This is a genomic window from Pseudomonas sp. FFPRI_1 (assembly GCF_055384485.1).
This window is the reverse complement of the sequence record NZ_AP029168.1, coordinates 4,590,713-4,613,112: the sequence shown is the minus strand read 5'-3', so window position 1 is coordinate 4,613,112 and position 22,400 is coordinate 4,590,713. Positions and strand designations below refer to the sequence as shown.

The following is a 22,400-nucleotide window of genomic DNA, read 5'->3' as shown; positions in this document are numbered from 1 at the left end:
TGGGTTGAGAAGGGTTGGCGCTGAGCTGTTTTCCAGCTTCTTCCCTGGTCTTGATGCACGAGATTGAAAAAACTGCCGCCGGTTTGAAAAAAAGATTCAGGCGGCTTCCACAGAGACCCAGTACCCCATCACCCGCCGGATACGAATCGGCAAGGCCTTGGCCAGCAGGTCGAGGCTGGCCTCCGGTTGATCCAGGGAAAACGAGCCGGAAACCTGCCACCCGGCGACCTCGGCGGCGCAGCGCAGCAGGCCTGGGCGATAGCGGTCGAGCTCGGCGAGCACTTCGCCCAAGGGCTTGCGGTCGGCAATCAGCAGGCCTTGGGTCCAGGCGCTGGCCGAGGCGGGCACGGGGGCCAGGGCGCCGATCCGTTGGTGAACGATATCCACTTGCTGGCCCGGGCCCAGGTCGCGCAGGGGAGCATGGGCGGTACTGAGCGAACTGTTGCCGGCCAGCAGTTGCACCCGGGTGCCGTTGATGCCCGGCAAGCCGACGCTGAGGATCAGTTGCGAGCCTGGGGCCAGGTGGATGCGCCCATCGGCGGTGGCGATGGGCAAGGGCGCGGCGTTGCCCAGGGTCAGCAGCAGGCGGCCGCTGTTGAGCCGCAGTTGCAGGCCCTGGGAGCTGTGCTGCTGGTCGAGGCTGGTGCGGGTGTCCAGTTGCAGGTTGGCGCCCGTGGCCAGTTGCAACTGGCGACGCTCGCCCGTGGCGGTGTGGTAGTCGCTGAACAGCTGCGGCAACAGGAGCCGTTCACGCACGCCCCAACTGCTGGCGGCCACCAGGCCCAGGCCGACCATGCCCTTGAGCAGGGTACGCCGTCCGGGGTGGCTGCGGGCCTGCAGCAGTTGCCGGGCGTGGGGGGCGGGCAGGCTGCGGGTGCTGTCACGCAGGCCCTGGCCGATGCCGGCCAGGCGCTGCCAGGCTCGTTCATGCTGCGGGTCGGCCTGGCGCCAGGCCAGGCAGGCGGCCTGCTGCTCGGGGCGGCAGAGGCCCGACTGCAACAGCACCAGCCATTCCAGGGCCTGGTCCAGCACCCGCTGTTCCACCGCGCCCTGATCGTCCACGGGCTGGAAGGCGTTCATTGCGGGTACACCGCTGCATAACAATGGCGGTAGGCCTTGAGCATGGCTTTTTGCACCACGTTGATCGAGAGCAGCAGGCGCTCGGCAATCTGCGGGTAAGTCAGGCCTTCGAGCTGGGACAGCAGAAATACTTCGCGTACCCGGGGGCCCAGGCCGTCCAGCACCTGGCCCACGGCGTCCAGGGCTTCGAGCACTAGCAGCCGGGTTTCCGGCGAGGGCTGGTGCTGCGGCTCCAGCTGCGCCAAGGATTCCAGGTACGCGCGCTCCAGGGCCTGGCGCCGGAAATACTGCCCGCACAGGCGGCTGGCCACGGTGTTGAGGTAGGCCCGGGGTTCGCGCAGCACGGGCAGTTGCTCGCTGCGCAGAAGGCGCACAAAGGTGTCCTGTGCCAGGTCCATGGCCTGGTCCTGGTTGCCGAGCTTGCGTCGCAACAGTTGCACCACCCAGTTGTGATGCTGGGCGTAGAGCTCGCCCACGGCGTGCTGTAGCGAAGGGTTGGGCACCATCGATAGGGGTTCCGAGGTCGAGGCGGGCGGAATGGGCGTTTATGGTAATGCTTCTCATTAGTGAGTGCTTGAATTTTTATCACGGCTGATGGGGCTTGTTGCCACCGCGGGAAGAAAATCCGGGTTGTCGGTTAATTAGTTGTAAGGTACAACTAATTAATCCACTGCGAGGTTTCTCCCATGTCGAGCCAATCCGCTTCCCTCATCCCTCGGTTGCGCCAGGCGTCCCGGGAGATGGTCCGTGAGCTGGGCTTCATGCAGGCCACCCTGGCCGCCACTGACTACCCGCCCTCGGCGGTGCATGCGCTGCTGGAGATCGGCCAGGGCAATGCCTTGACCGCAAGTGACCTGGTGACCTTGCTCGGCCTGGAGAAATCCAGTGTCAGCCGCCTGGTGCGCAAACTGGTGGAGGCCGGCGAACTCAGCGAGCTGGCCCATGAGCAGGACGCCCGCTCGAAGCAGTTGCAACTCACTGCCCGGGGACGCCAGACCCTGCAGGGCATCGACCGTTTCGCCCAGTCCCAGGTGGCTGCGGCGCTCGGGCACTTGAGCCCGGCGCAGCAGTGCAACGCCTCTGCGGGGATCGCCGACTATGCCCGGGCACTGCGTGCGGTGCGCCTGGGCCAGATCCCCGAGCAGCCCGAGTGCGGGTCCATCGCTTGCGGTTATCGGCCGGGGGTGATTGGCCGAATTGCCGAAATGCACGCCAGCTACTACGCCACCCGTGCCGGTTTCGGCCAGCCATTCGAAAGCCGCGTGGCGGCGGACATAGCCGAGCTGATGGGGCGCCTGGACAACCCGCGCAACCAGGTCTGGGTGGCACTGCAGGGTGAACGCATCGTTGGTTCCATCGCCATTGATGGGGAAGGCGCAGGCGGTGAGGCGATTCTGCGCTGCTTCATTCTCGATGCGGCTGCCCGCGGCCAGGGGCTGGGCCGGCGGCTGTTGGCCGAGGCCCTGGGCTTCTGCGACCAGTGGGGCTTTGTCGCCACCCGCCTGTGGACCTTCAAGGGCCTGGATGCGGCGCGCGCGTTGTATGAGGAACAGGGGTTTGTGCGGGTGCAGGAACAGGTGGGCGAGCAGTGGGGCGCGACGGTGATCGAGCAGTGTTATGTGCGAGCCGGGGTGGCAGGGCGTTGATTCGAGGCTGGCGATGGGTGGGTTGGCGCCTCTGCTGGGCGTTTGCAGCCAGGGGCCGTGGCTACAGATCGCCGCCATCGGTGTTAGGGTGAGGCCCCTGGAAGACTATCGATTTGTGGAGGAGCATCCCATGCAAGCCATCAAGCTCAGCCTGCCGGCATCTCTGGACAACCTGAAGTGCGTGGAGCTGCCCGATCCGGGCCAGCCTGGCAACGGGCAGATCCGCGTGCGACTGCATGCCTGCTCGTTGAACTTCCACGACTACGCTGTGGTAACGGGCGCGCTGCCCACCGCCGACGGGCGCATTCCCATGGCCGATGGCGCCGGGGTGGTGGAAGCGGTCGGTGAAGGCGTCAGCGAGTTCAAGGTCGGCGATGCAGTGGTGTCCTGCTTCTTTCCCCACTGGCACGACGGCGGCCCGGCGATTGCCGATTTCAGCACCACCCCTGGCGATGGCGTCGACGGTTACGCCCGGGAAGTGGTGATCCAGCCCAGCCACTGGTTCACCCATGCGCCCCAGGGCTACAGCCATGTCGAGGCGGCAACCCTGACCACCGCCGGGCTCACCGCCTGGCGGGCGCTGGTGGTGGACGGCGGGCTCAAGGCCGGCGACACGGTGCTGGTGCTGGGGACCGGCGGGGTGTCGATCTTCGCCCTGCAGATCGCCAAGGCCATGGGCGCCACGGTGATCGCCACGTCGTCCTCGGACGCCAAGCTGGCGCGAGTCCGTTCCCTGGGCGCCGACCACACCATCAACTACCGCCAGCAGCCGGAGTGGGGCAATGAAGTGCTCAAGCTCACCGGCGGACGCGGGGTCGACCATGTGGTGGAAGTCGGTGGCCCGGGCACCTTGGCGCAATCCATCAACGCCTGCCGGATCGGCGGGCATATCGCCCTGATCGGTGTGCTCACCGGTTGGGCCGGGCCGGTGCCCACCGCCGCGCTGATGGCCAAGCAGCAACGCCTGCAGGGCCTGATCGTCGGCAGCCGCCAGCAACAGAAGGAGATGATCCGGGCGCTGGAGGCCACCGCCATCAAGCCGATCATCGACAGCACCTTCCCCTTGAGCGAGATCGCCAAGGCCTTCGCCCATGAAGCCAGCGGGGCGCACCTGGGCAAGATCTGCCTGAGCTTCTAAAGGGCTGCACGGCCCTCTGCGGCCAGGCATTCCTGGCTTGCGCCTCCGGGCCGCCCTGCAAGGGGGCGGCTCGGTTCAACCCGGGCTGTTACCGCGCTACTTTTTCGCTCTCCGAGGGCGCGCCGTGACTCATTCGGTAGCACGGAGGGCGCGTTGTTCCGGGCCTTGATCGGCCATTTCTTCCTGCCCTTGGGATTTTCCTTCGCCAAATCAGCGGCTTGAAACAGCCCGCGGAGAGCTGGCACGCATCCTGCTTTTTTGCATTCATGGATAATTGGATACAAAAAAACAAAAGGTGCCTTTCCTATGCAATTCGCTCCCGCCTACGTTGAACGTCAGCCCCTGACCGCCGAGGAGGAGGCCTACAACTTTCTGCTGGAAGCCATCTGCAGCGGCCGTTACCGCAAGGGCGAGCGGCTGATCGCCGAGGACATCGCCAGTGAGATCGGCATGAGCCGCATGCCGGTGCGCGAAGCCTTTCGCCGCCTCGATGCCCAGGGCCTGGTGACCCTGCGGCCCAATCGCGGGGCGGTGGTCAGCGGCCTGGACATCGACGAACTGCACGAAGTGTTCGAGATGCGCAGCGCCCTCGAGGGCCTGGCGGTACGGGTGGCCGTGGGCCGTATCGGCGAGCGCCAACTGGCGGCCCTGGAGCGCTTGCTGGACGAGATGGACGACTACCGCGACGAGAGCGCCGAGTGGGTCAGCCGCCACCGGGCCTTCCATGAATACCTGTGCAGCCTCAGCGGCCGGCCGCGGCTGATGAAACAGATCTCGGCCCTGTACTCCCTGGTGGAAGCGCCCATGCGCCTGTGGCTGCAACACGGCGACAAACCCCTCAGCGCCCGCGAGGAACACGCGGTGATCCTCGACGCGATCCGCGCCGGCGACGCCGAACGTGCCGAAGCGGTGGTGCGCGAGCACATCGAGGGCACGGTGCCGGCGCTGATCCAGTTTCTGCAAACCGAACAATAGAAGCGGGCTTGAGCCCGCCTGTGTGTTGACTTTGAGTCCTGCCCCGTTAATCAACGAAGTGGAGTGTCTGGTCATGCATAAACACCGTGCCTTGCTGGTGGCTGTATCCCTTGGGCTCTGTGCACAGTGGGCGGCTGCCGCGCCCCAGGTGCCGGAGCGCCTGCTGAAGGTCGACAAACTCACCTATTGCTCGGGCATGGATTCGCCGCCCCTGGTGTCCTTTGACGAGGCCCAGAAACCCAAGGGCCTGACGGTCGACTTGGGCCTGGAGATCGCCCGGCGCCTGGGGAACAAGCAGGTGCAGTGGCGGGTGATCCCGTTTTCCGGACTGCTGCCGGCGCTGCTGGCCAGGCAGTGCGACATGATCGTCGACCAGCTGTTCGACAAGCCCGAACGCCGGGAAGTGATCGACATCGTCAACTACATGTACTCCAGCCAGTCGGTGGTGGTGCCCAAGGGCAATCCCAAGGGCATCAAGAACCTGGATGACCTGTCCGGACACAAGGTCGCGGTGCTCAACGGCTCCACCATCAAGACCCTGCTGGACGCCCATAACCAGGGCCTGGGCCAGGCCGGCAAGGCGCCGATGAAGCTGGTGGTCTACAACACCGACACCGATGCCTTCCAGGCCCTGCGCATCCATCAGGTGGACGCCTACGGCACCACCGTGGAAACCGCCGGCTACTACGCCGCCATGGCCCCGGAGCTGTTCGAGGAAGGGGTGCCGGCCTTCAGCCGGATCCTCACTGGCCTGGGTCTGCGCAAGGATGACCCGCAACTGACGGCGGCGGTGCAGCAGATCATCAGCGACATGCGTGGCGACGGCAGCTACGGCCGGCTGCTGAGCCAATGGCACGTGACCAGCGACACACTCGACTGAGGCGCTCCGACCATGAATTTCAATTGGGATGTGTTCTGGAAATACCTGTTGCAACCCAGCGGGGTGTACCTCACCGGGCTCTGGCTGACCTGCCTGATCAGCGTGCTGGCGATGCTCCTGGGCTGCGTCCTGGGGCTGGCCGCGGCGCTGCTGCGTCTGTCCCGCAACCCCTTGCTGCAATTGCCGGTGCGTTTCTACGTGTGGCTGATGCGCGGTACGCCGCTGCTGGTGCAGATCGTCTTTCTGTACACCGCCCTGGCGGCCGGCGGAATCTTTCGTTTCGATGATGTGCAACTGTTCGGGCTGGTGGTGCCGGGCAACATCCAGGCGGCGATCATTGCCCTGGGCCTCAATGAAGGCGCCTACATGGCGGAGATCATCCGCGCCGGCATCGGTGCCGTGGACAAGGGCCAATACGAGGCCGGGCGCTGCCTGGGCATGGGCTTTGCCAAGCTGATGCGGCGCATCGTGCTGCCCCAGGCGTTCCGGGTGATAGTCCCGCCCCTGGGCAACGAGTTCAACGTGATGCTCAAGAACACCACCCTGGTCAGCGTGATCGGCGTGCAGGAGCTGTTGCTGAGCACGCAGATGGTGACTTCGGCGACCTTTCGGGTGTTCGAGCTGTACCTGGTGGTGGCGGTCTACTTCCTGTTGCTGACCACCCTCTGGGGCTTCTTCCAGCGCTGGCTGGAACAGCGCTTCGGCCAGTCCGACCGGCCCGCACCGCCGGCGGCCGGCAGCCGGATGTTCGGCCGCCACACCTTCAAACTGCTGCGGGGACGCTGAACATGGCGCACAAGAGCGAAGAGCTGATCATCGAGGCCGAGGATCTGCACAAATCCTTTGGCGAGCTGCAGATCCTCAAGGGCATTTGCCTCCAGGTGCGGCGCGGTGAAGTGGTGGTGCTGATCGGTGCCTCGGGCTCGGGCAAGACCACCTTCATCCGCTGTCTCAACCTGCTGGAGGAGATCCAGTCCGGGCGCATCCGGGTCAACGGCCGGGCCATGGGCTATCGCGAGCGCGCCGACGGCAGCCTGGTGCGCGACTCGGAGCGCAACATCGCCCGCCAGCGCCGGGACATCGGCATGGTGTTCCAGCGCTTCAACCTGTTCCCCCACATGACCGCCCTGGAGAACATCATCGAGGCGCCGATCCAGGTCCTTGGCGTGCCGCGCAAAGACGCGCTGGAGCAGGCCCGGGCCTTGCTCGCCCGGGTCGGCCTGGCGGACAAGGCCGAGCACTACCCGTCGATGCTGTCCGGCGGCCAGCAGCAGCGGGTGGCCATCGCCCGGGCCCTGGCGATGAAACCCCAGGCCATGCTCTTCGACGAACCCACCAGTGCCCTGGATCCGGAAACCGTGGGCGAGGTGCTGCAGGTGATGAAGCAACTGGCCGAGGAGGGCATGACCATGGTGGTGGTCACCCACGAGATGGGCTTTGCCCGGGAAGTGGCCGATCGGGTGGTGGTCCTCGACCAGGGTGAGTTGATCGAACAGGGGCCGCCGGAGCAGATCTTCAGCCGCCCCAGCCACCCCCGCACCCAAGCCTTTCTCAGCCGCGTGCTGTAAGCCCGCCTGCCGGAGCCTTTGCCATGTTGAATTTTTCTGCCCACGAATATCCCTATGCCTCGCAGCGCCAGAGCGTGTTCGCCCGGCGTGGCATGGTCGCCGCGTCCCAGCCCCTGGCGGCCGAGGCCGGAATCGCGATCATGAGGCGCGGCGGCAACGCCATTGATGCCGCCATCGCCTGCGCCGCGGTGCTGACCGTGGTCGAACCCACCGGCTGCGGCCTGGGTGGCGACGCCTTCGCCCTGGTCTGGAGCCAGGGGCAGCTCCACGGCCTGAGCGCCAACGGCCACGCCCCGGCCGCTCTGAACATCGATGCGGTGAAGGCTGCCGGGCATTGCCAGATGCCGCTGCACGGCTGGACCCCGGTGACGGTGCCGGGTTGCCCCTCGGCCTGGGCCGAGCTGTCCCGGCGTTTTGGCAAGCTGGCCTTTGCCGAGCTGCTGCAACCGGCCATCGAGCTGGCCCGGGACGGCTTTGCCCTGTCACCGGTGGTTGCCCGGCAATGGCAGGCGACCCTGGAGGAGTTTTCCCGCCATCGCGAACCGGTGCTCGATGCCTGGTTCGACACCTTCCTCATCGACGGCCGGGCCCCCCGGGCCGGCGAGGTGTTTCGCAACCCGGCCCAGGCACGGACCCTTGAGGAGCTGGCGGCCACAGGCTGCGAAAGCCTCTACCGCGGCGCCCTGGCCCAGCGCCTGGACGCCTATTCCCGGGCCACCGGTGGCTACCTGCGGGCCAGCGACCTGCAGGACTATCGGGCGCAATGGGTTGAGCCGATCAAGGCCAGCTACCGTGGCTATGACGTCTGGGAGATTCCGCCGAGCGGCCAGGGGCTGGTGGCGCTGATGGCGCTGAAGATCCTCGAAGGCTTCGATTTCCACCAGCGCGACAGCCAGCACACCTGGCACCGCCAGCTGGAGGCGCTGAAACTGGCCTACAGCGATGGCCTGCACTACATCACCGACCCTTTGCACATGAAGGTGGCGGTGGCCGACCTGCTCAGCGATGCCTACAGCAGCCGGCGCCGCGCCCAGATCAGCGAGCAGGCACAGCCGCCTGCGCCCGGCGACCCCCATGCCAGCGGCACGGTGTACCTGGCCACGGCCGATGCCGAGGGCAACATGGTCTCGTTCATCCAGAGCAACTACCACGGCTTCGGCTCCGGGGTGGTGCTGCCCGACAGCGGCATTGCCCTGCAGAACCGCGGCCAGGAATTCAGCCTCGACCCGGCCCACGCCAACTGCCTGGCACCGGGCAAGAAAACCTTCCACACCATCATTCCCGGGTTCCTCAGCCAGGGCGACCAGCCCTTGGGGCCGTTCGGCGTGATGGGCGGCTACATGCAGCCCCAGGGCCACGTGCAGATGGTGATGAACCTGGTGGATTTCGGCCTCAACCCCCAGGCGGCCCTGGATGCGCCGCGCTGGCAATGGCTGGGGGAGATGAAGGTGGGCATCGAGCACAACGCCCCCCGGGACCTGGCCAACGCCCTGGCCCGGCGCGGCCATCAGGTGCAGCTGGACAGCGACCTGATCCACTACGGCCGCGGCCAGATCATCCTGCGCGATCCTCTGAGCGGGGTGCTGTGCGGCGGCACCGAGCCCCGGGCGGATTCCCATATCGCGGTGTGGTGAACCGCAGCTCCTGGCTGGCGGGGCCATGGGGGCAGGCGTAGCTGGCTGTTGTGTTCATTGCCGTGGAGGTCGTAGGCGTGAATGCCGTTGCGCTTGCTCAAGGTTCGAGCAGTCATTGCTTCGCCGGGGCCGGGTGCATCAGGCGCACCTTGGGCCCGCAGGCGCTCAACAGCCACGGCATGCACAGGGCCAGCAGACAGAGGCCCAGGGAGCGGGTGGTGATGGTCGGTGATTGCTTTCAGAAGGAGGGCGTGCAGAGCCCGGGCACGATCGCCCAACCGGCGAAGCTTGACAGCCGGGCGCGCGGGCTGCGAGAGCATTGAACCATTCAATGGATCCAATTGGCGTGATCTTTCGTTTGCCAAGGCAGATACGGCCAGGGGCAATCCCTGACCTCGATCAATGCTCGATAATCGAACACTATTGCCAGGTATTCATGGGTTTATTAACTCTTTGATAAATCGAATATAAACCCGGAAAAGTGTTTTTTTCAGCGCCATTTCCCACGCCATGAGCGGCCTTGCAGGATTCCATTCTCTTGTTTGTGGATCCATTAGCTGGTTGATTAGCGCCTTGGCGATGGCGGGAGCCCTCCCGATCATCCCCCGATAAAAACTACAAAAAGGGTTTCGTCATGAATGGCCTGTCAAGGACCTGCACCCGTCCGGGTGCGGAGTGTCGTCTGTCTGTGTGCACTGCTGTTATCGATTCTGCGCGACGCTCGGCGAGCGGCCGGGAGCAACGCCCATGAGCCTGTCCCTGCAGCAACGGGTGGACCAGGGGGCGATGAATACCTTCCAGTGGCTGGCGGTGGGGATTTGCATCGTGCTGAACATGATCGATGGCTTCGACGTGCTGGTCATGGCCTTCACTGCGGCCTCGGTGTCGGCGGAGTGGGGGCTGAACGGGGCGCAGATCGGCCTGCTGCTCAGCGCCGGGTTGTTCGGCATGGCCGCCGGTTCGTTGTTTATCGCGCCCTGGGCCGATCGCTTTGGTCGTCGGCCGCTGATCCTCTTCTGCCTGCTGGTGTCGGGGCTTGGCATGCTGCTCTCCGCCAGCAGCCAGAGCCCCCTGCAACTGGCTTTGCTGCGGTGCTTCACCGGGTTGGGCATCGGCGGCATCCTGGCCAGCAGCAACGTGATCGCCAGCGAGTATTCCAACCGCCGCTGGCGCGGTCTGGCGGTAAGCCTGCAGTCCACCGGCTATGCCCTGGGGGCGACCCTCGGCGGGTTGCTGGCGGTGTGGCTGCTGAGCCATTGGGGCTGGCGTTCGGTGTTTGTCTTCGGCGGCGTGGTGACCTTGCTGGTGATTCCCCTGGTGCTGCTGTGGTTGCCCGAGTCGGTGGACTTCCTGCTGGCCCGGCGCCCGGCCAATGGGTTGGTTCGAATCAACCGCCTGGCCCGGCACCTGGGGCTCGCCGAGCTGGCCAGCTTGCCTGAGGCCAGCCTGCGCGAGCCCGATGCCCCCCGCGGCTTCGGCCAACTGTTGAGTCCGGCGATGCGTCACACCACGTTGCTGATCTGGCTGTTGTTCTTCCTGGTGATGTTCGGTTTCTACTTCGTCATGAGCTGGACCCCCAAGCTGCTGGTGGCTGCCGAGCTGTCGGCGCAGCAGGGCATCACCGGCGGGGTCCTGCTGAGCGTCGGCGGGATCTTCGGTGCGGCGCTGATCGGCGGCTTGTCCTCGCGCTGGCCGCTGACCCGGGTCTTGGCGCTGTTCATGCTGATCACCGCCGGCCTGCTGGTGCTGTTTGTCGGCTTCGGCTCGACCATCGGCACGGCCTTGGGCCTGGGGCTGCTGATCGGCCTGTTCGCCAACGGTTGCGTGGCCGGGCTGTACGCCTTGTCCCCGGTGGTCTACGACGCTTCGGTGCGGGCCACGGGCGTGGGGTGGGGCATCGGCATCGGCCGCATCGGCGCGATCGTCTCGCCGACCGTGGCCGGGGTGCTGCTGGACGGCGGTTGGCAGCCGTTGCACCTGTACGGGGTGTTCGCCCTGGTGTTCGTGTTCGCCGCCGGTGGCCTGATGCTGCTGCGACCGAGGGCCGCGCAGCAGCAACCGGCCTTGGCTCAAGGCTGACCGTCGATGATCGCCTGCGCCACGGTGTTGCAGAACCAGCGCAGGGCGGCGGAGCTGTCGCTGTTGGGATGCCAGTGCAGGGACACCTCGAATTCGCCCACCGGGAACGGCAGTTCGAGTTGCCTGAGACCGCCTTCGAGGGTGAACAACCGGGCGATCTGCGCCGGCAGCACCGCCAGCAGGTCGGTGCCGGGGAGGACCTTGGGCAGGACCGAGAAGTGCGGCACATGCAGGCTGATCCGCCGTTGCACATTCATCTGCTGGAGGACGTCCTCGACGCTGCCGTGGCCACTGGTGCGGGTCACCGTGACATGCCGTTCGGCGAGAAACTGCTCCAGGCTCAACTGTTGCTCGATGCGCGGATGACGATCACTGAGCAGGCACACATAGCGCTCGCGGATCAGCACCTGGCTGCGGGTGCCGGAGAGGGTCTTGCGGCAGATCACCGCGTCGACCTTGCCGCTGGCCAGCCATTCGTTGGCCTGGTCCACCTGCAGCGGCAGGACCTCGATTTCGGCCTCGGGGGCCTGCTGGTTGAGGCGCGCCAGGATCAGCGGCAGGAAGCCCATTTCCCCGAGGTCCGAAAGGGCGATGCGAAACCGCCGTTCAGTGCTGGCCGGGTCGAAATGGCGGGTGCTGTGCACAGCGTTCTCGATGCGCGTCAGTGATTCGCGGAAGGTCAGGTACAACTCGTCGGCCAGGCGGGTCGGCTGGATGCCGTCGCGGGTGCGGCTGAACAGCGGGTCGTCCAGCAGTTCGCGCAGGCGTGCCAGGCCGTAGCTGACCGAGGGCTGGGTGACGAACAGGCGCTCGGCGGCCAGGGTCACGCTGCGGGCGTCGTAGAGGGTGACGAAGGTGCGGATCAGGTTCAGGTCGATGTGGCTCATGGGGCCTCACGGATATAGACAGGTTTTATTCTTGATAGAAAAAGTATCGATTTGATCAATCTGAAGGCGGCTGCAAGAGTACTGCAAATTCTAAAAAACAGCGGCAAAGGTCCCTATGAAAACCGTCCACAGCGCTTCCTACGACATTCTTCGCCAGCAGGGTCTGACCACCGTGTTCGGCAACCCGGGCTCCAACGAGCTGCCTTTCCTCAAGGGCTTTCCCGAGGACTTCCAGTACATCCTCGGCCTGCACGAAGGGGCAGTGGTGGGCATGGCCGACGGCTTCGCCCTGGCCAGCGGCCGGCCGGCCTTCGTCAACCTGCACGCGGCGGCCGGTACCGGCAACGGCATGGGCGCATTGACCAACGCCTGGTACTCCCACAGCCCGCTGGTGATCACCGCCGGCCAGCAGGTGCGCTCGATGATCGGCGTCGAGGCGATGCTGGCCAACGTCGATGCGCCGCAACTGCCCAAGCCCCTGGTCAAGTGGAGCCATGAGCCGGCCTGCGCCGAAGACGTGCCGCGGGCCCTGAGCCAGGCCATCCACATGGCCAACCAGGCGCCGAAAGGCCCGGTCTACCTGTCGATCCCCTATGACGACTGGGCTCGCGAAGCGCCAGCCGGGGTCGAGCACCTGGCCCGGCGCCAGGTGGCCAGTGCCGGGCTGCCAGCGGCGGCGCAGTTGCGTTCCCTGGTGCAACGCCTGGTAGCGGCGCGCAATCCGGTGCTGGTGCTGGGCCCGGATGTGGACGGCAGCCAGAGCAACGCGCTGGCGGTGCAGCTGGCGGAAAAACGCCGCATGCCGGCCTGGGTCGCGCCGTCTGCCTCGCGCTGCCCGTTCCCCACTCGCCACCCGAGCTTTCGCGGGGTACTGCCGGCGGCCATCGCCGGGATCAGCCGCTGCCTGGCCGAGCACGACCTGATCCTGGTGGTCGGCGCGCCGGTGTTCCGTTATCACCAGTTCGCCCCGGGGGATTACCTGCCGGCCGGTACCGAGCTGCTGCACATCACCTGCGACCCTGGCGAGGCGGCCCGGGCGCCCATGGGCGATGCCCTGGTGGCAGACATTGCCGAGACGTTGCAGGCGCTGGTCTGGGCCTTGCCGGACAGCGACCGCCCGATGCCCCAGGCCCTGCCAAGGGCCCAGCCGGTGGAGGAGCAGGGCGGCCTGCTGCGCCCGGAAACCGTGTTCGATGTCATCGACCAACTGGCGCCGCCGGACGCGATCTACGTCAAGGAGTCCACCTCCACCGTGGGCGCGTTCTGGCAGCGGGTGGAGATGCGCGAGCCCGGCAGCTATTTCTTTCCGGCGGCCGGTGGCCTGGGCTTTGGCCTGCCGGCCGCGGTGGGGGTGCAACTGGCGAAACCCGAGCGCCGGGTGATCGGCATCATTGGCGACGGTTCGGCCAACTACGGCATCACCGCCCTGTGGACCGCCGCCCAGTACCAGATTCCGGTGGTGTTCATCATCCTCAAGAACGGCACCTACGGCGCCCTGCGCTGGTTCGCCGATGTGCTGCAGGTCAGCGATGCGCCGGGGCTGGATGTGCCGGGCCTGGATTTCTGCGCCATCGGCCGCGGCTATGGCGTGCACTCGGTGCAGGCCAATACCCGCGAGGAGTTTGCCCAGGCCCTGAGCGAAGCCCTGGCGGGCCAGCGCCCGGTACTGATCGAGGTGCCGACCCTGACCATCGAGCCCTGAAGCCTTGAAGATCGCCGGGCCGTGGGCCCGGTGTTGCCGACCGCGGCTTGCGGACACACCACAAGAATAAAAAAGAGGTGGCTATGAACACGACTTCCGTCAGCGCAGCACTGGATGCTGCGCCGCTTCCATCGCGGCCCGGTCCCGCCAGTGCCGATATCGGCACTTTGCTCGATCAAGGCCCCTACACCACGATGCAGAAGATCGTGGTGCTGCTGGCCGCGCTGTCCATTGTCATGGACGGTTTCGACGGCCAACTGATCGGCTTTGCCATTCCGCTGATGATCAAGGAGTGGGGCATCACCCGTGAAGCCTTCGCTCCGGCGGTGGCGGCCGGGTTGATCGGCATGGGCATCGGCAGTGCCTGTGCCGGATTGTTCGCCGACCGTTTCGGCCGTCGCATGGCGGTGATCGCCAGTGTGTTGGTGTTCGGCACCGCCACTTGTGCCATCGGCCTGGCGCCGGATGCGGCGACGGTGGCGGCCCTGCGGTTTATCGCCGGGCTGGGCATCGGCGGGGCGTTGCCCAGCGCCACCACCATGACCGCCGAGTTCACCCCGGCGCGCCGACGTACCCTGGCGGTCACGGCGACCATTGTCTGTGTACCTCTGGGTGGCATGCTGGCAGGCTTCTTCGCCTCCCATGTGCTGCCGCTGTACGGTTGGCGCACGCTGTTTTTCATCGGCGGGGCCATGCCCATCGTCCTGGGCTTCCTGCTGTTGGCGACCTTGCCGGAGTCGCCGCGTTTTCTGGCGCGCCGGCCCCAGCGCTGGGGCGAGTTGAGCGCCTTGCTTGCACGCCTTGGGCGGCCGATGGCGGAGGGCGTGCGCTACACCGACGCCCTGGAGCAGGCGAGTGAAAAACAGGACGGCTTCCGCGCCTTGTTCGCCAGCGGGTATGGGCGTGACACCGTCGCGGTGTGGGTTGCCTTCTTCATGTGCCTGACCGCGGTCTACAGCGCTTTCAGCTGGTTGCCAACCATGCTCCAGTCCGAGGGCTTGCCGCTGGCGGTGGCCGGTTCCGGCCTGACCGCCTACAACCTGGGCGGGGTGATCGGAGCCCTGGTGTGCGCCGTGGCCATGACCCGCTGGGGATCGTTCTGGCCGCTGCTGATCTGCTGTGCCGGGGGCGCGGTCAGCGCCTTTGCCCTGCAGACGGTGGACATCAATCAGAACACCAGCCTGCTGATCTTCGGCTTTGGCGTGCATGGGCTGTTTGTCAACGCGGTGCAGTCCACCCTGTATGCCCTGTGTGCCTTTATCTATCCCACCGGGGTGCGCGCCACCGGCACCGCTTCGGCCTTGGCCTTTGGCCGTCTGGGGGCGATCCTCAGTGCCTTCGCCGGCGCTACGGTGATCACCCGGGGCGGTGCCGAGGGCTACCTGACCCTGCTCGGCTCGGTGATGCTGCTGGCCCTGGTTGCCTTGCTGGTGGTGCGCCGGCACATTCCCCGGCGTGCGCCGGGGCAGGCATGAATTGGCTGACGACCCAGGAGCTGTCCATGAACCACCTCAATCACGTAACCGGCCAGGAGGCTCAATGAACATCAGTATTCTCGGAGCGGGCGCCATGGGCTCGCTGTTTGGCGGCCTGCTGGCAGAGAGCGGCCAGCAGGTGACCCTGCTGGACATCAACGATGCCCACCTTGAGGCCATCCGCAGTCATGGGCTGCGCCTTGCGACCGACAGCGGCGGTCGGCAGATCCAGGGCCTGCACGCTTGTCGCCCGGAGCAGGCCCGCGGCCAACCCGACCTGTTGCTGGTGCTGACCAAGACCCAGCACACCGAGCAGGCCCTGCGCAGTATTGCCGCGCATATCGGCCGGCACACCCTGGTGCTGACCCTGCAAAACGGTCTGGGCAACGCCGAGGCGCTGTGCCGGCATGTCGCCCCGGAGCAGGTGATGATCGGCATGACCACCTGGCCCGGCGACATGGTCGGCCCCGGCCATGTGCACTCCCATGGCCTGGGAGTGGTGCGTGTCCTGGCGCTGGACGGCACCGAGCGCCCGGATGCGCTGGAGGTCGCCGCGGTGCTGGATGCGGCGGGCCTGCGCTGCACGCTGGACCCCAATATGTGGACCACGATCTGGGAAAAGGTCGCTTTCAACGCCGCCCTGAACAGCCTGTGCGCCGCCACGGGCTGCACCGTGGGGCAGTTGGACGCCCGCGCCGAAGGCCCGGCGCTGGTTCAGGCGATTGTCCTGGAGGTGCTGGCCGTGGCCCAGGCGCAGGGGATTGCCGTGGATACCCAGCGCTGCCTGGACACGGTGTTCTACGCCATCGCCCATCACCGGGCCCACAAGCCGTCGATGCTGCAGGATGTGCTGGCGGGGCGGGCGACGGAGATCGGCTCGATCAATGGCGAGGTGCTGGCCAGGGCGCGGGAGGCAGGGATCGCCGTGCCCCACACCGAAACCCTGCTCGGACTGCTGCGCCTGATCGAGGCGCGGGCGGCTGGTGAGCCGGCTTAGGTGCATTGGCCAGGACCTTGAACCGGTATGGCCGGGGCGGGGCCTGGTGTTTGTGGGCAAGGCTCGGGCTGGCTGCGCGCCAAACGCGGGCCGCCGAGGCCAAGCCTGCGACCTCGCCACAATGGTTGCACGAATGGTTTATGAACCCAGTTTTTTCAAGGAGTGTTGTCATGAGTGATTCCAACGCGGTCTACAGCGATCTGCACCTGCAACCCATCGCCGGGCAGTGGCGTGCCGGCGCTGCCGGCAAAGTGCTCAAGGTGAGCAACCCGTACGACGGTGCGCTGTTGCTGGAAGTGCCCCAGGCCAACCGCAGCGACCTGGATGCCGCCTACGCCGAAGCCGCCCGGGTGCAACCGCAATGGGCGGCCTTGGGCCCTTCGGCTCGGGCCCAGGTGCTGCATCAGGCGGTGGCGATCTTCGACCAGCGCCGGGATGAAATCGTCGACTGGATCATCCGCGAATCCGGCAGTACCCGGATCAAGGCCCTGGCGGAGTGGGGCGCGGCCCGGGCGATCACCCTGGAGTCGGCGTCGTTCCCGGCTCGGGTCCACGGGCGGATTGTCGAATCCGATGTGCCGGGCAAGGAGAGCCGGGTCTACCGCAGTGCCCTGGGGGTGGTCGGGGTCATCAGCCCGTGGAACTTCCCGCTGCACCTGACCCAGCGTTCCATTGCCCCGGCCTTGGCCCTGGGCAATGCGGTGGTGGTCAAGCCGGCCAGCGACACCCCGGTCTGCGGGGGCCTGCTGCTGGCGCGGATCTTCGAGGAAGCCGGGCTGCCGGCCGGGGTCTTCAGTGTGGTGGTGGGGGCGGGCAGCGAGATCGGCGACGCCTTTGTCGAGCACCCGATCCCGTCACTGATCACCTTCACCGGTTCGACCCCGGTGGGGCAGGGTATCGGCCGCCTGGCCAGTGGCGGCCAGCACCTCAAGCACGTGGCCCTGGAGCTGGGGGGCAACAGCCCGTTCGTGGTCCTGGACGACGCCGATATCGAGCAGGCGGTGAATGCCGCGGTGTTCGGCAAGTTCCTGCACCAGGGGCAGATCTGCATGGCGATCAACCGGATCATCCTCGATGCCAAGGTCTATGACGCCTTTGCCCAGCGCTTCGTGGCCCGGGTCAAGCAACTCAAGGTCGGCGACCCGCAATCGATCGACACGGTGATCGGTCCGGTGATCAACGCCCGGCAACTGCAGGGCCTGCAGGAAAAAATCGCCCTGGCCCGGAAGGAGGGGGCCGAGCCACTGTACGAAGGCGGCCTGCAGGGCAACCTGCTGGCGCCCCATGTATATGGCGAAGTGCAGGCCGAGATGGACCTGGCGCGCAACGAGATCTTCGGGCCGCTGGTGGGGCTGATCCGCGCCCGGGACGAAGCCCATGCCCTGGCACTGGCCAATGACAGCGAGTTCGGTCTGTCCAGCGCGGTGTTCAGTGGCAACCTGGAGCGCGGGGTGAACTTTGCCCGCCAGGTGCGCGCCGGCATGACCCATATCAACGATGTACCGGTCAACGACGAGGCCAACGCGCCGTTCGGTGGCGAGAAGAATTCCGGCCTGGGGCGCTTCAATGGCGACTGGGCGATCGACGAGTTCACCCGCGATCACTGGATCAGCCTGCAGCACCGGCCCCGTCAGTATCCCTTCTGATGTAGCCCGCTGAAATTGCCCCGGCCATCCCGGCCGGGGCCCTGAGCAACCGGAGCCAGGCGGGCCAAGATGGCCTGTCGGGGGACGGCTGCGCCCATAAGAAACGGAGAACAATAATAATGAGCAACCGTCCTTCCCTCCTTGCGCACTCGCTGCTGGGCACTTCCTTGTCGCTGCTTGGCTGCGGGGTGGCCTGGGCCGAAGACAGCGGCTTCTTCGAAGGGGCCAAGACCGACCTGCTGTTGCGCAACTACTACTTCAACCGAGACTTTCGCGATCACGATGCGCCCAAGGGCCAGATCGAGGAATGGGCCCAGGGTTTCATCCTCAAGTTCAGCTCCGGCTATACCCCGGGCACTGTGGGGTTCGGCCTGGATGCCATCGGCCTGTTCGGCCTGAAGCTCGACAGCAGTGGGCGGGTCAGCGGCTCCGAACTGCTGCCGGTGCATGACGATGGGCGTGCCGCAAACAACTACGGACGGGCCGGGGCGGCGGTGAAGGTGCGCCTGTCGCAGACTGAACTGAAGGTCGGCGAGCTGCTGCCGGATGTCCCGGTGCTGCGCTATGACGACGGGCGCCTGCTGCCCCAGACCTTTCGCGGGGCGCTGCTGGTGTCCCGGGAGATCACCGGGCTGGGGCTGCAGGCCGGGCAGTACCGGGCCGTGAGCCTGCGCAACTCCTCGGACATGCAGGACCTGTCGGCCTGGGCCGCACCGGGGGTGAAATCCGACGGCTTCAACTACGCCGGTGCCGAGTACCGCTTCAACCAGCAGCGCACCCTGGTCGGCGCCTGGCATTCGCAATTGCAGGACATCTACCGCCAGAGCTACTTCAACCTGCTGCACAAGCAGCCCGTGGGGGAGTGGATGCTGGGGGCCAACCTGGGGTACTTCATCGACCGCGACGATGGCAGCGCGCGCATTGGCCGGGTCGACAGCCACACCGCCTATGGCCTGTTCTCCGCGTCCCGGGCCGGCCACACCCTGTACCTGGGGTTGCAGAAAGTCAGCGGCGACAGCCCCTGGATGTCGGTCTATGGCAGCAGTGGCCGGACCCTGGGCAACGACATGTTCAACGGCAACTTCAGCAATGCCGGCGAGCGCTCCTGGCAACTGCGCTACGACTATGACTTTGCCGCCGCCGGGGTGCCCGGCTTGCTGGCCATGGTGCGTTATGGCCGAGGCGACCAGGCCACCACCAAGGTGGGCAATGGCGGCACCGAGTGGGAGCGCGACACCGAGATTGGCTACACCCTGCAAAGTGGCAGCCTGAAGAACCTCAGCCTGCGGCTGAACAACGCCACCAACCGCCGCAGCTTCAACAGCGACTTCGACCAGACGCGCCTGATCGTCAGCTACCCGCTGTCCTTCTAAACCACCCCGCAGCGCAAGCCCCTCGTGGCGAGGGAGCTTGCTCGCGCTGGCGTGCGCAGCGCGCCCCAAAGCCAGGCGCCGCGTCGCAAGCGCCAGTCCCTGAACCCCATGCCTGGCCCTCGCGGCGTGTGGTCAACCCGATCGATCGGGAGCCGCTCCCTCGCCACGGTTGGCGTTCGGCTGCAGTTTGCGGAGCGATGCCCGGCTCCCTTGCCCCGGACCTTGCGGTACTATGGCTGCCCACGTTTTCAGGAAGCAGCCTGGATGAGCAAACCCGGTCAAACCGTGCTGGTCGCGTTGCGCAAGATGATCGCCTCGGGCGAGCTGGCGGCAGGCGAGCGGCTGATGGAAGTGCCCACCGCCGAGTTGTTCGGCGTTTCGCGCATGCCGGTGCGCATGGCCTTTCGTACCCTGGAGCAGGAGGGCCTGCTGGTGCGCTTTGGCGGACGCGGTTTCCAGGTGCGTTCGGTCAGTGCCGAGGACATCGCCGGGGCCGTGGAGGTGCGCGGGGTGCTTGAGGGCCTGGCGGCGCGCCAGACTGCCGAGCGCGGCCTGTCCGTCGAGGGCCGGGCGATCCTCGAGCGCTGCCTGGTGCAGGGCGATGGCCTGTTCGACAAGGGCTATGTGACCGAAGAGGACCTTGAGCTCTATCACGACCTCAACATGCGTTTTCATCAAGTGATCGTCGCAGGCAGCGGCAACCCGGCGATCGCCGATGCCCTGGCGCGCAACGATCACCTGCCGTTCGCCTCGGTGACCGCCCTGGCGGTGGATCGCCAGGACATGGCCCGGGAATACCGGCGCTTCAACTACGCCCACATGCAGCATCACTCGGTGTTCGATGCCCTGGTCAACGGCCAGGGCGCGCGAGCCGAGGCCTTGATGCGCGAGCATGCCAACGCCACCTTGCGTTATGCCGAGATCTTCGGCGCGGCCCTGGCGGACCAGCGGATGAAACTGATCCTGCCGGCCTCTTAGGGCTTTACAGGTCCAGCACCAGCAACGGGGTTTTCGCCCGCGAACAGCAGGGGATGAACTGATCGTTGCTGGCTTGCTCGTCTTCGCTGAGGTACAGGTCGCGATGCTCCGGCACGCCTTCCAGGACCCGGGTCAGGCAGGTGCCGCAGATGCCTTGTTCGCAGGAGGTGGCGATCTCGATGCCTTGCTCCTGCAACACCTGGACCACGCTGCGATCCGCCGGAACCTGCAACACCTGGCCACTGCTGGCGAGCTTGATCGTAAAGCTGCCGTCGGCGCTGTGAGCCATTGGCGCGGCGCTGAAGTATTCGCGGTGCAGGCAATCATCCCGCCAGCCCTGGGCCCTGGCGCTGTCCAGTACGTGCTGCATGAAGCCAGCGGGGCCGCACACGTACAGGTGCAGGTCATCCTGTGGGGCGGCCAGCACTTGCAAGGCGTCGAGGGCACTCTCGGGCTGTTCATCGAAGTGCAGGAAGACCCGTTCTGCGAAGGTCGAGTGGCGCAGGCGCTGGACAAAGGCCGCACGCTGTTGCGAGCGGGCGCAATAGTGCAGCTCGAAATCCGCGCCGCCCTGAGCCAGGCGCTCGGCCATGCAGAGGATCGGGGTGATGCCGATCCCGCCGGCAAACAGCAGGCTGCGTCGGGCACTCGGCTCCAGGGCGAACAGGTTGCGCGGCTCGCTGATGCGCAGCCGGCTGCCGACTTCGATCTGTTCATGCAGGTGCCGGGATCCGCCCCGGGAGGCCGGGTCCTTGAGCACCCCGATCAGGTAGCGATGACGCTCCTCGGGGTGATTGCACAGTGAATACTGGCGCACCAGGCCATCGGCCAGGTGCACGTCGATATGGGCGCCAGCACTGAACGCCGGCAAGGGACGGTCGTCGGCCGCCACCAGTTCGTAGCTGCAGATATCCAGGGCTTCGTTGTGGCGCGAGACCACCCGCACGTCGATCATCAGTCGGTCCTCGGAGTGTTGCCACCGCAGTGGTCACTTCTGGTTATTGGGCAGGGTGGGGCTACTGGGCGCTGGCGATCAGATTGTTCCCAGGTGCCTGCTCCTCGGCGATCAGGCGCTCCAGCACCCGTCGCGACTGCACGCCGCCAGCGTCGATGTTGAGCTTCAACAGGTTGCGCTGAGGGTGGCGCAGCAGGTTCTGCTGCTGGCGTTCGAGCATCTCCAGGTCCTCGCTGAAAATCTTCCCCTGGCCTTCGCGGATGCTGGCGGTGAGCGCCTGGTCCTGGGGGTTGAAGTTGCGCGCCATGCCCCAGAAGTACCAGATCGAGGTGTCGCTCTCGGGGGTGATGAAATCCACCACGATGCTCGCTGCCTTGACCTCGGCCGGGGCGTCATGGCCGCCCAGGCCGGCATGGGCCACGCCGACTTCGATCAGCACATGGCTGGGCGGGCTGAAGCGGCAGATCTGCCAGCGGTCCACCGGCACGTCATCGGCCAGTTGGTTGCCGCGCAGGGCCATGCGCCAGAACGGCGGAGCCATGATGTTGTGCATGTGCCGGGCGGTGGTCACCTGGTCGCCGTCGACCGTGGTCACCGGCGGTGCCTCGTCGATTTCCTTCTGCCCGATGCTGGAGGCATGGACGTAGGTTTCGTGGGTCAGGTCCATCAGGTTGTCGATCATCAGGCGGTAGTCGCAGTGGATATGAAACAGCCCGCCGCCGTAGGCCCAGTGCTCGCTGTCGGCCCATTCCAGGTGATGGATCAGTGCCGGGTCGGCCAGGGCCTGGTCACCGGGCCAGACCCAGATGAAGCCGTAGCGCTCGATCGCGGCGAAGGTCTTGTTGCAGGGGAAGCCGCGCACCCGTTGGCCGGGCATTTCCACGGTCTTGCCGTCGCAGCCCATCACCAGGCCGTGGTAGCCGCACACCAGGTTGCCGTTTTCGACATACCCCAGGGACAGCGGCGCGCCGCGATGGGGGCAGAAGTCCTCGACGGCGGCTACCCGGCCTTCGTGGGCGCGGTAGAACACCATGTGTTCGCCGCAGATCTGCCGGCCCAGGGGCTTGCCCTGCAATTCATCGGGGGTGCAGGCAACGTACCAGGCATTCTTGGGGTACATGACGTCTCTCCAGGCGTTTGTTGTTTTTATTTAATGGATCCATTAAATGGTTGGCGCTCTGGAGGTGTCAAACAAATACGCTGATTTACCGTTCGATAATCGGTCGGTTAGTAGCGGCTTGGATCCAGTGGTGGGTTTTTATGGATCCATTACCCGCGCTTCAAGGCCCAGCCCCGGGCAAGGGGCGGCGGGCTCAGGCAAGGGGGCAGGGCCGCAGCGCCAGGGAGAGGAATCTGGCGGCTGCGGTGCTGGGGCAGGAGCGGGTTC

At 66.2% G+C, this 22,400-nt stretch carries 19 protein-coding genes; 14 read left to right on the top strand and 5 right to left on the bottom strand.

Going from position 1 to position 22,400, the window contains the following annotated elements; all coding sequences use genetic code 11:
* Window positions 1-96: 96 nt before the first annotated feature.
* Both ACZ5BO_RS20495 and ACZ5BO_RS20490 read right to left on the bottom strand, forming a co-directional pair.
* Window positions 97-1,080, bottom strand: coding sequence for a DUF4880 domain-containing protein (locus ACZ5BO_RS20495; protein WP_464696314.1), 984 nt, complete (start codon window positions 1,078-1,080; stop codon window positions 97-99).
* Complete coding sequence (locus tag ACZ5BO_RS20490; protein WP_025129893.1) at window positions 1,077-1,586, bottom strand: sigma-70 family RNA polymerase sigma factor; 510 nt, start codon at window positions 1,584-1,586, stop codon at window positions 1,077-1,079. The genes ACZ5BO_RS20495 and ACZ5BO_RS20490 overlap by 4 nt, the downstream gene beginning before the upstream one ends.
* A 180-nt stretch (window positions 1,587-1,766) precedes the next feature.
* On the opposite strand from ACZ5BO_RS20490, the gene ACZ5BO_RS20485 reads away from it, so the two are divergent.
* The 8 genes from ACZ5BO_RS20485 to ACZ5BO_RS20450 all read left to right on the top strand — a co-directional run bounded on the left by ACZ5BO_RS20485 (window position 1,767) and on the right by ACZ5BO_RS20450 (window position 11,000).
* Window positions 1,767-2,726 (top strand): bifunctional helix-turn-helix transcriptional regulator/GNAT family N-acetyltransferase, encoded by a 960-nt coding sequence (locus ACZ5BO_RS20485; RefSeq protein ID WP_464696313.1) that lies wholly within the window; start codon window positions 1,767-1,769, stop codon window positions 2,724-2,726.
* 130 nt (window positions 2,727-2,856) lie between these two features.
* Window positions 2,857-3,864, top strand: a complete 1,008-nt coding sequence (locus ACZ5BO_RS20480) for a zinc-dependent alcohol dehydrogenase family protein (RefSeq protein ID WP_025129895.1) — start codon at window positions 2,857-2,859, stop codon at window positions 3,862-3,864.
* Window positions 3,865-4,170: 306 nt separating this feature from the next.
* Entirely contained in the window at window positions 4,171-4,839 is a 669-nt protein-coding gene (locus ACZ5BO_RS20475; RefSeq protein WP_464696312.1) for a GntR family transcriptional regulator, read from the top strand.
* 73 nt (window positions 4,840-4,912) lie between these two features.
* On the top strand, window positions 4,913-5,719 hold the full coding sequence (locus tag ACZ5BO_RS20470; RefSeq protein ID WP_464696311.1) for an ABC transporter substrate-binding protein: 807 nt from the start codon (window positions 4,913-4,915) through the stop codon (window positions 5,717-5,719).
* Between the two features lie 12 nt (window positions 5,720-5,731).
* Window positions 5,732-6,505: an amino acid ABC transporter permease gene (locus ACZ5BO_RS20465; RefSeq protein ID WP_464696309.1), complete on the top strand. Its 774-nt coding sequence runs from the start codon at window positions 5,732-5,734 to the stop codon at window positions 6,503-6,505.
* A 2-nt stretch (window positions 6,506-6,507) separates the two neighbouring features.
* On the top strand, window positions 6,508-7,287 hold the full coding sequence (locus tag ACZ5BO_RS20460; protein WP_464696308.1) for an amino acid ABC transporter ATP-binding protein: 780 nt from the start codon (window positions 6,508-6,510) through the stop codon (window positions 7,285-7,287).
* A 23-nt stretch (window positions 7,288-7,310) separates the two neighbouring features.
* Window positions 7,311-8,921: a gamma-glutamyltransferase family protein gene (locus tag ACZ5BO_RS20455; RefSeq protein ID WP_464696306.1), complete on the top strand. Its 1,611-nt coding sequence runs from the start codon at window positions 7,311-7,313 to the stop codon at window positions 8,919-8,921.
* Window positions 8,922-9,668: 747 nt separating this feature from the next.
* Window positions 9,669-11,000, top strand: coding sequence for an MFS transporter (locus ACZ5BO_RS20450; protein ID WP_464696305.1), 1,332 nt, complete (start codon window positions 9,669-9,671; stop codon window positions 10,998-11,000).
* Here ACZ5BO_RS20450 and ACZ5BO_RS20445 read toward each other — a convergent pair.
* Window positions 10,991-11,887, bottom strand: a complete 897-nt coding sequence (locus tag ACZ5BO_RS20445; protein ID WP_025129903.1) for a LysR family transcriptional regulator — start codon at window positions 11,885-11,887, stop codon at window positions 10,991-10,993. The two genes, ACZ5BO_RS20450 and ACZ5BO_RS20445, sit on opposite strands and share 10 nt — an antisense overlap.
* Window positions 11,888-12,002: 115 nt before the next feature.
* On the opposite strand from ACZ5BO_RS20445, the gene mdlC reads away from it, so the two are divergent.
* From mdlC to ACZ5BO_RS20415, 6 genes are all read left to right on the top strand, one after another.
* Window positions 12,003-13,589, top strand: coding sequence for a benzoylformate decarboxylase (gene mdlC / locus ACZ5BO_RS20440; RefSeq protein ID WP_464696304.1), 1,587 nt, complete (start codon window positions 12,003-12,005; stop codon window positions 13,587-13,589).
* Window positions 13,590-13,672: 83 nt separating this feature from the next.
* On the top strand, window positions 13,673-15,064 hold the full coding sequence (locus tag ACZ5BO_RS20435) for an MFS transporter (RefSeq protein WP_464696303.1): 1,392 nt from the start codon (window positions 13,673-13,675) through the stop codon (window positions 15,062-15,064).
* Between the two features lie 64 nt (window positions 15,065-15,128).
* On the top strand, window positions 15,129-16,061 hold the full coding sequence (locus tag ACZ5BO_RS20430) for a ketopantoate reductase family protein (protein ID WP_464696302.1): 933 nt from the start codon (window positions 15,129-15,131) through the stop codon (window positions 16,059-16,061).
* A 170-nt stretch (window positions 16,062-16,231) separates the two neighbouring features.
* A complete protein-coding gene (locus ACZ5BO_RS20425; protein WP_464696301.1) occupies window positions 16,232-17,707 on the top strand; it encodes an aldehyde dehydrogenase family protein in 1,476 nt (491 codons plus the stop codon).
* A gap of 119 nt (window positions 17,708-17,826) precedes the next feature.
* Complete coding sequence (locus tag ACZ5BO_RS20420) at window positions 17,827-19,080, top strand: OprD family porin (RefSeq protein WP_464696300.1); 1,254 nt, start codon at window positions 17,827-17,829, stop codon at window positions 19,078-19,080.
* A gap of 264 nt (window positions 19,081-19,344) precedes the next feature.
* Complete coding sequence (locus ACZ5BO_RS20415; RefSeq protein ID WP_025129909.1) at window positions 19,345-20,058, top strand: GntR family transcriptional regulator; 714 nt, start codon at window positions 19,345-19,347, stop codon at window positions 20,056-20,058.
* 4 nt (window positions 20,059-20,062) lie between these two features.
* Here ACZ5BO_RS20415 and ACZ5BO_RS20410 read toward each other — a convergent pair whose 3' ends face one another.
* Together ACZ5BO_RS20410 and ACZ5BO_RS20405 are read right to left on the bottom strand one after the other, a co-directional pair.
* The gene (locus tag ACZ5BO_RS20410; RefSeq protein ID WP_464696298.1) at window positions 20,063-21,013 is read right to left on the bottom strand and encodes a PDR/VanB family oxidoreductase; all 951 of its coding nucleotides are present in this window, start codon (window positions 21,011-21,013) and stop codon (window positions 20,063-20,065) included.
* Between the two features lie 61 nt (window positions 21,014-21,074).
* Entirely contained in the window at window positions 21,075-22,133 is a 1,059-nt protein-coding gene (locus ACZ5BO_RS20405; protein WP_025129911.1) for an aromatic ring-hydroxylating oxygenase subunit alpha, read from the bottom strand.
* Window positions 22,134-22,400 lie beyond the last annotated feature (267 nt).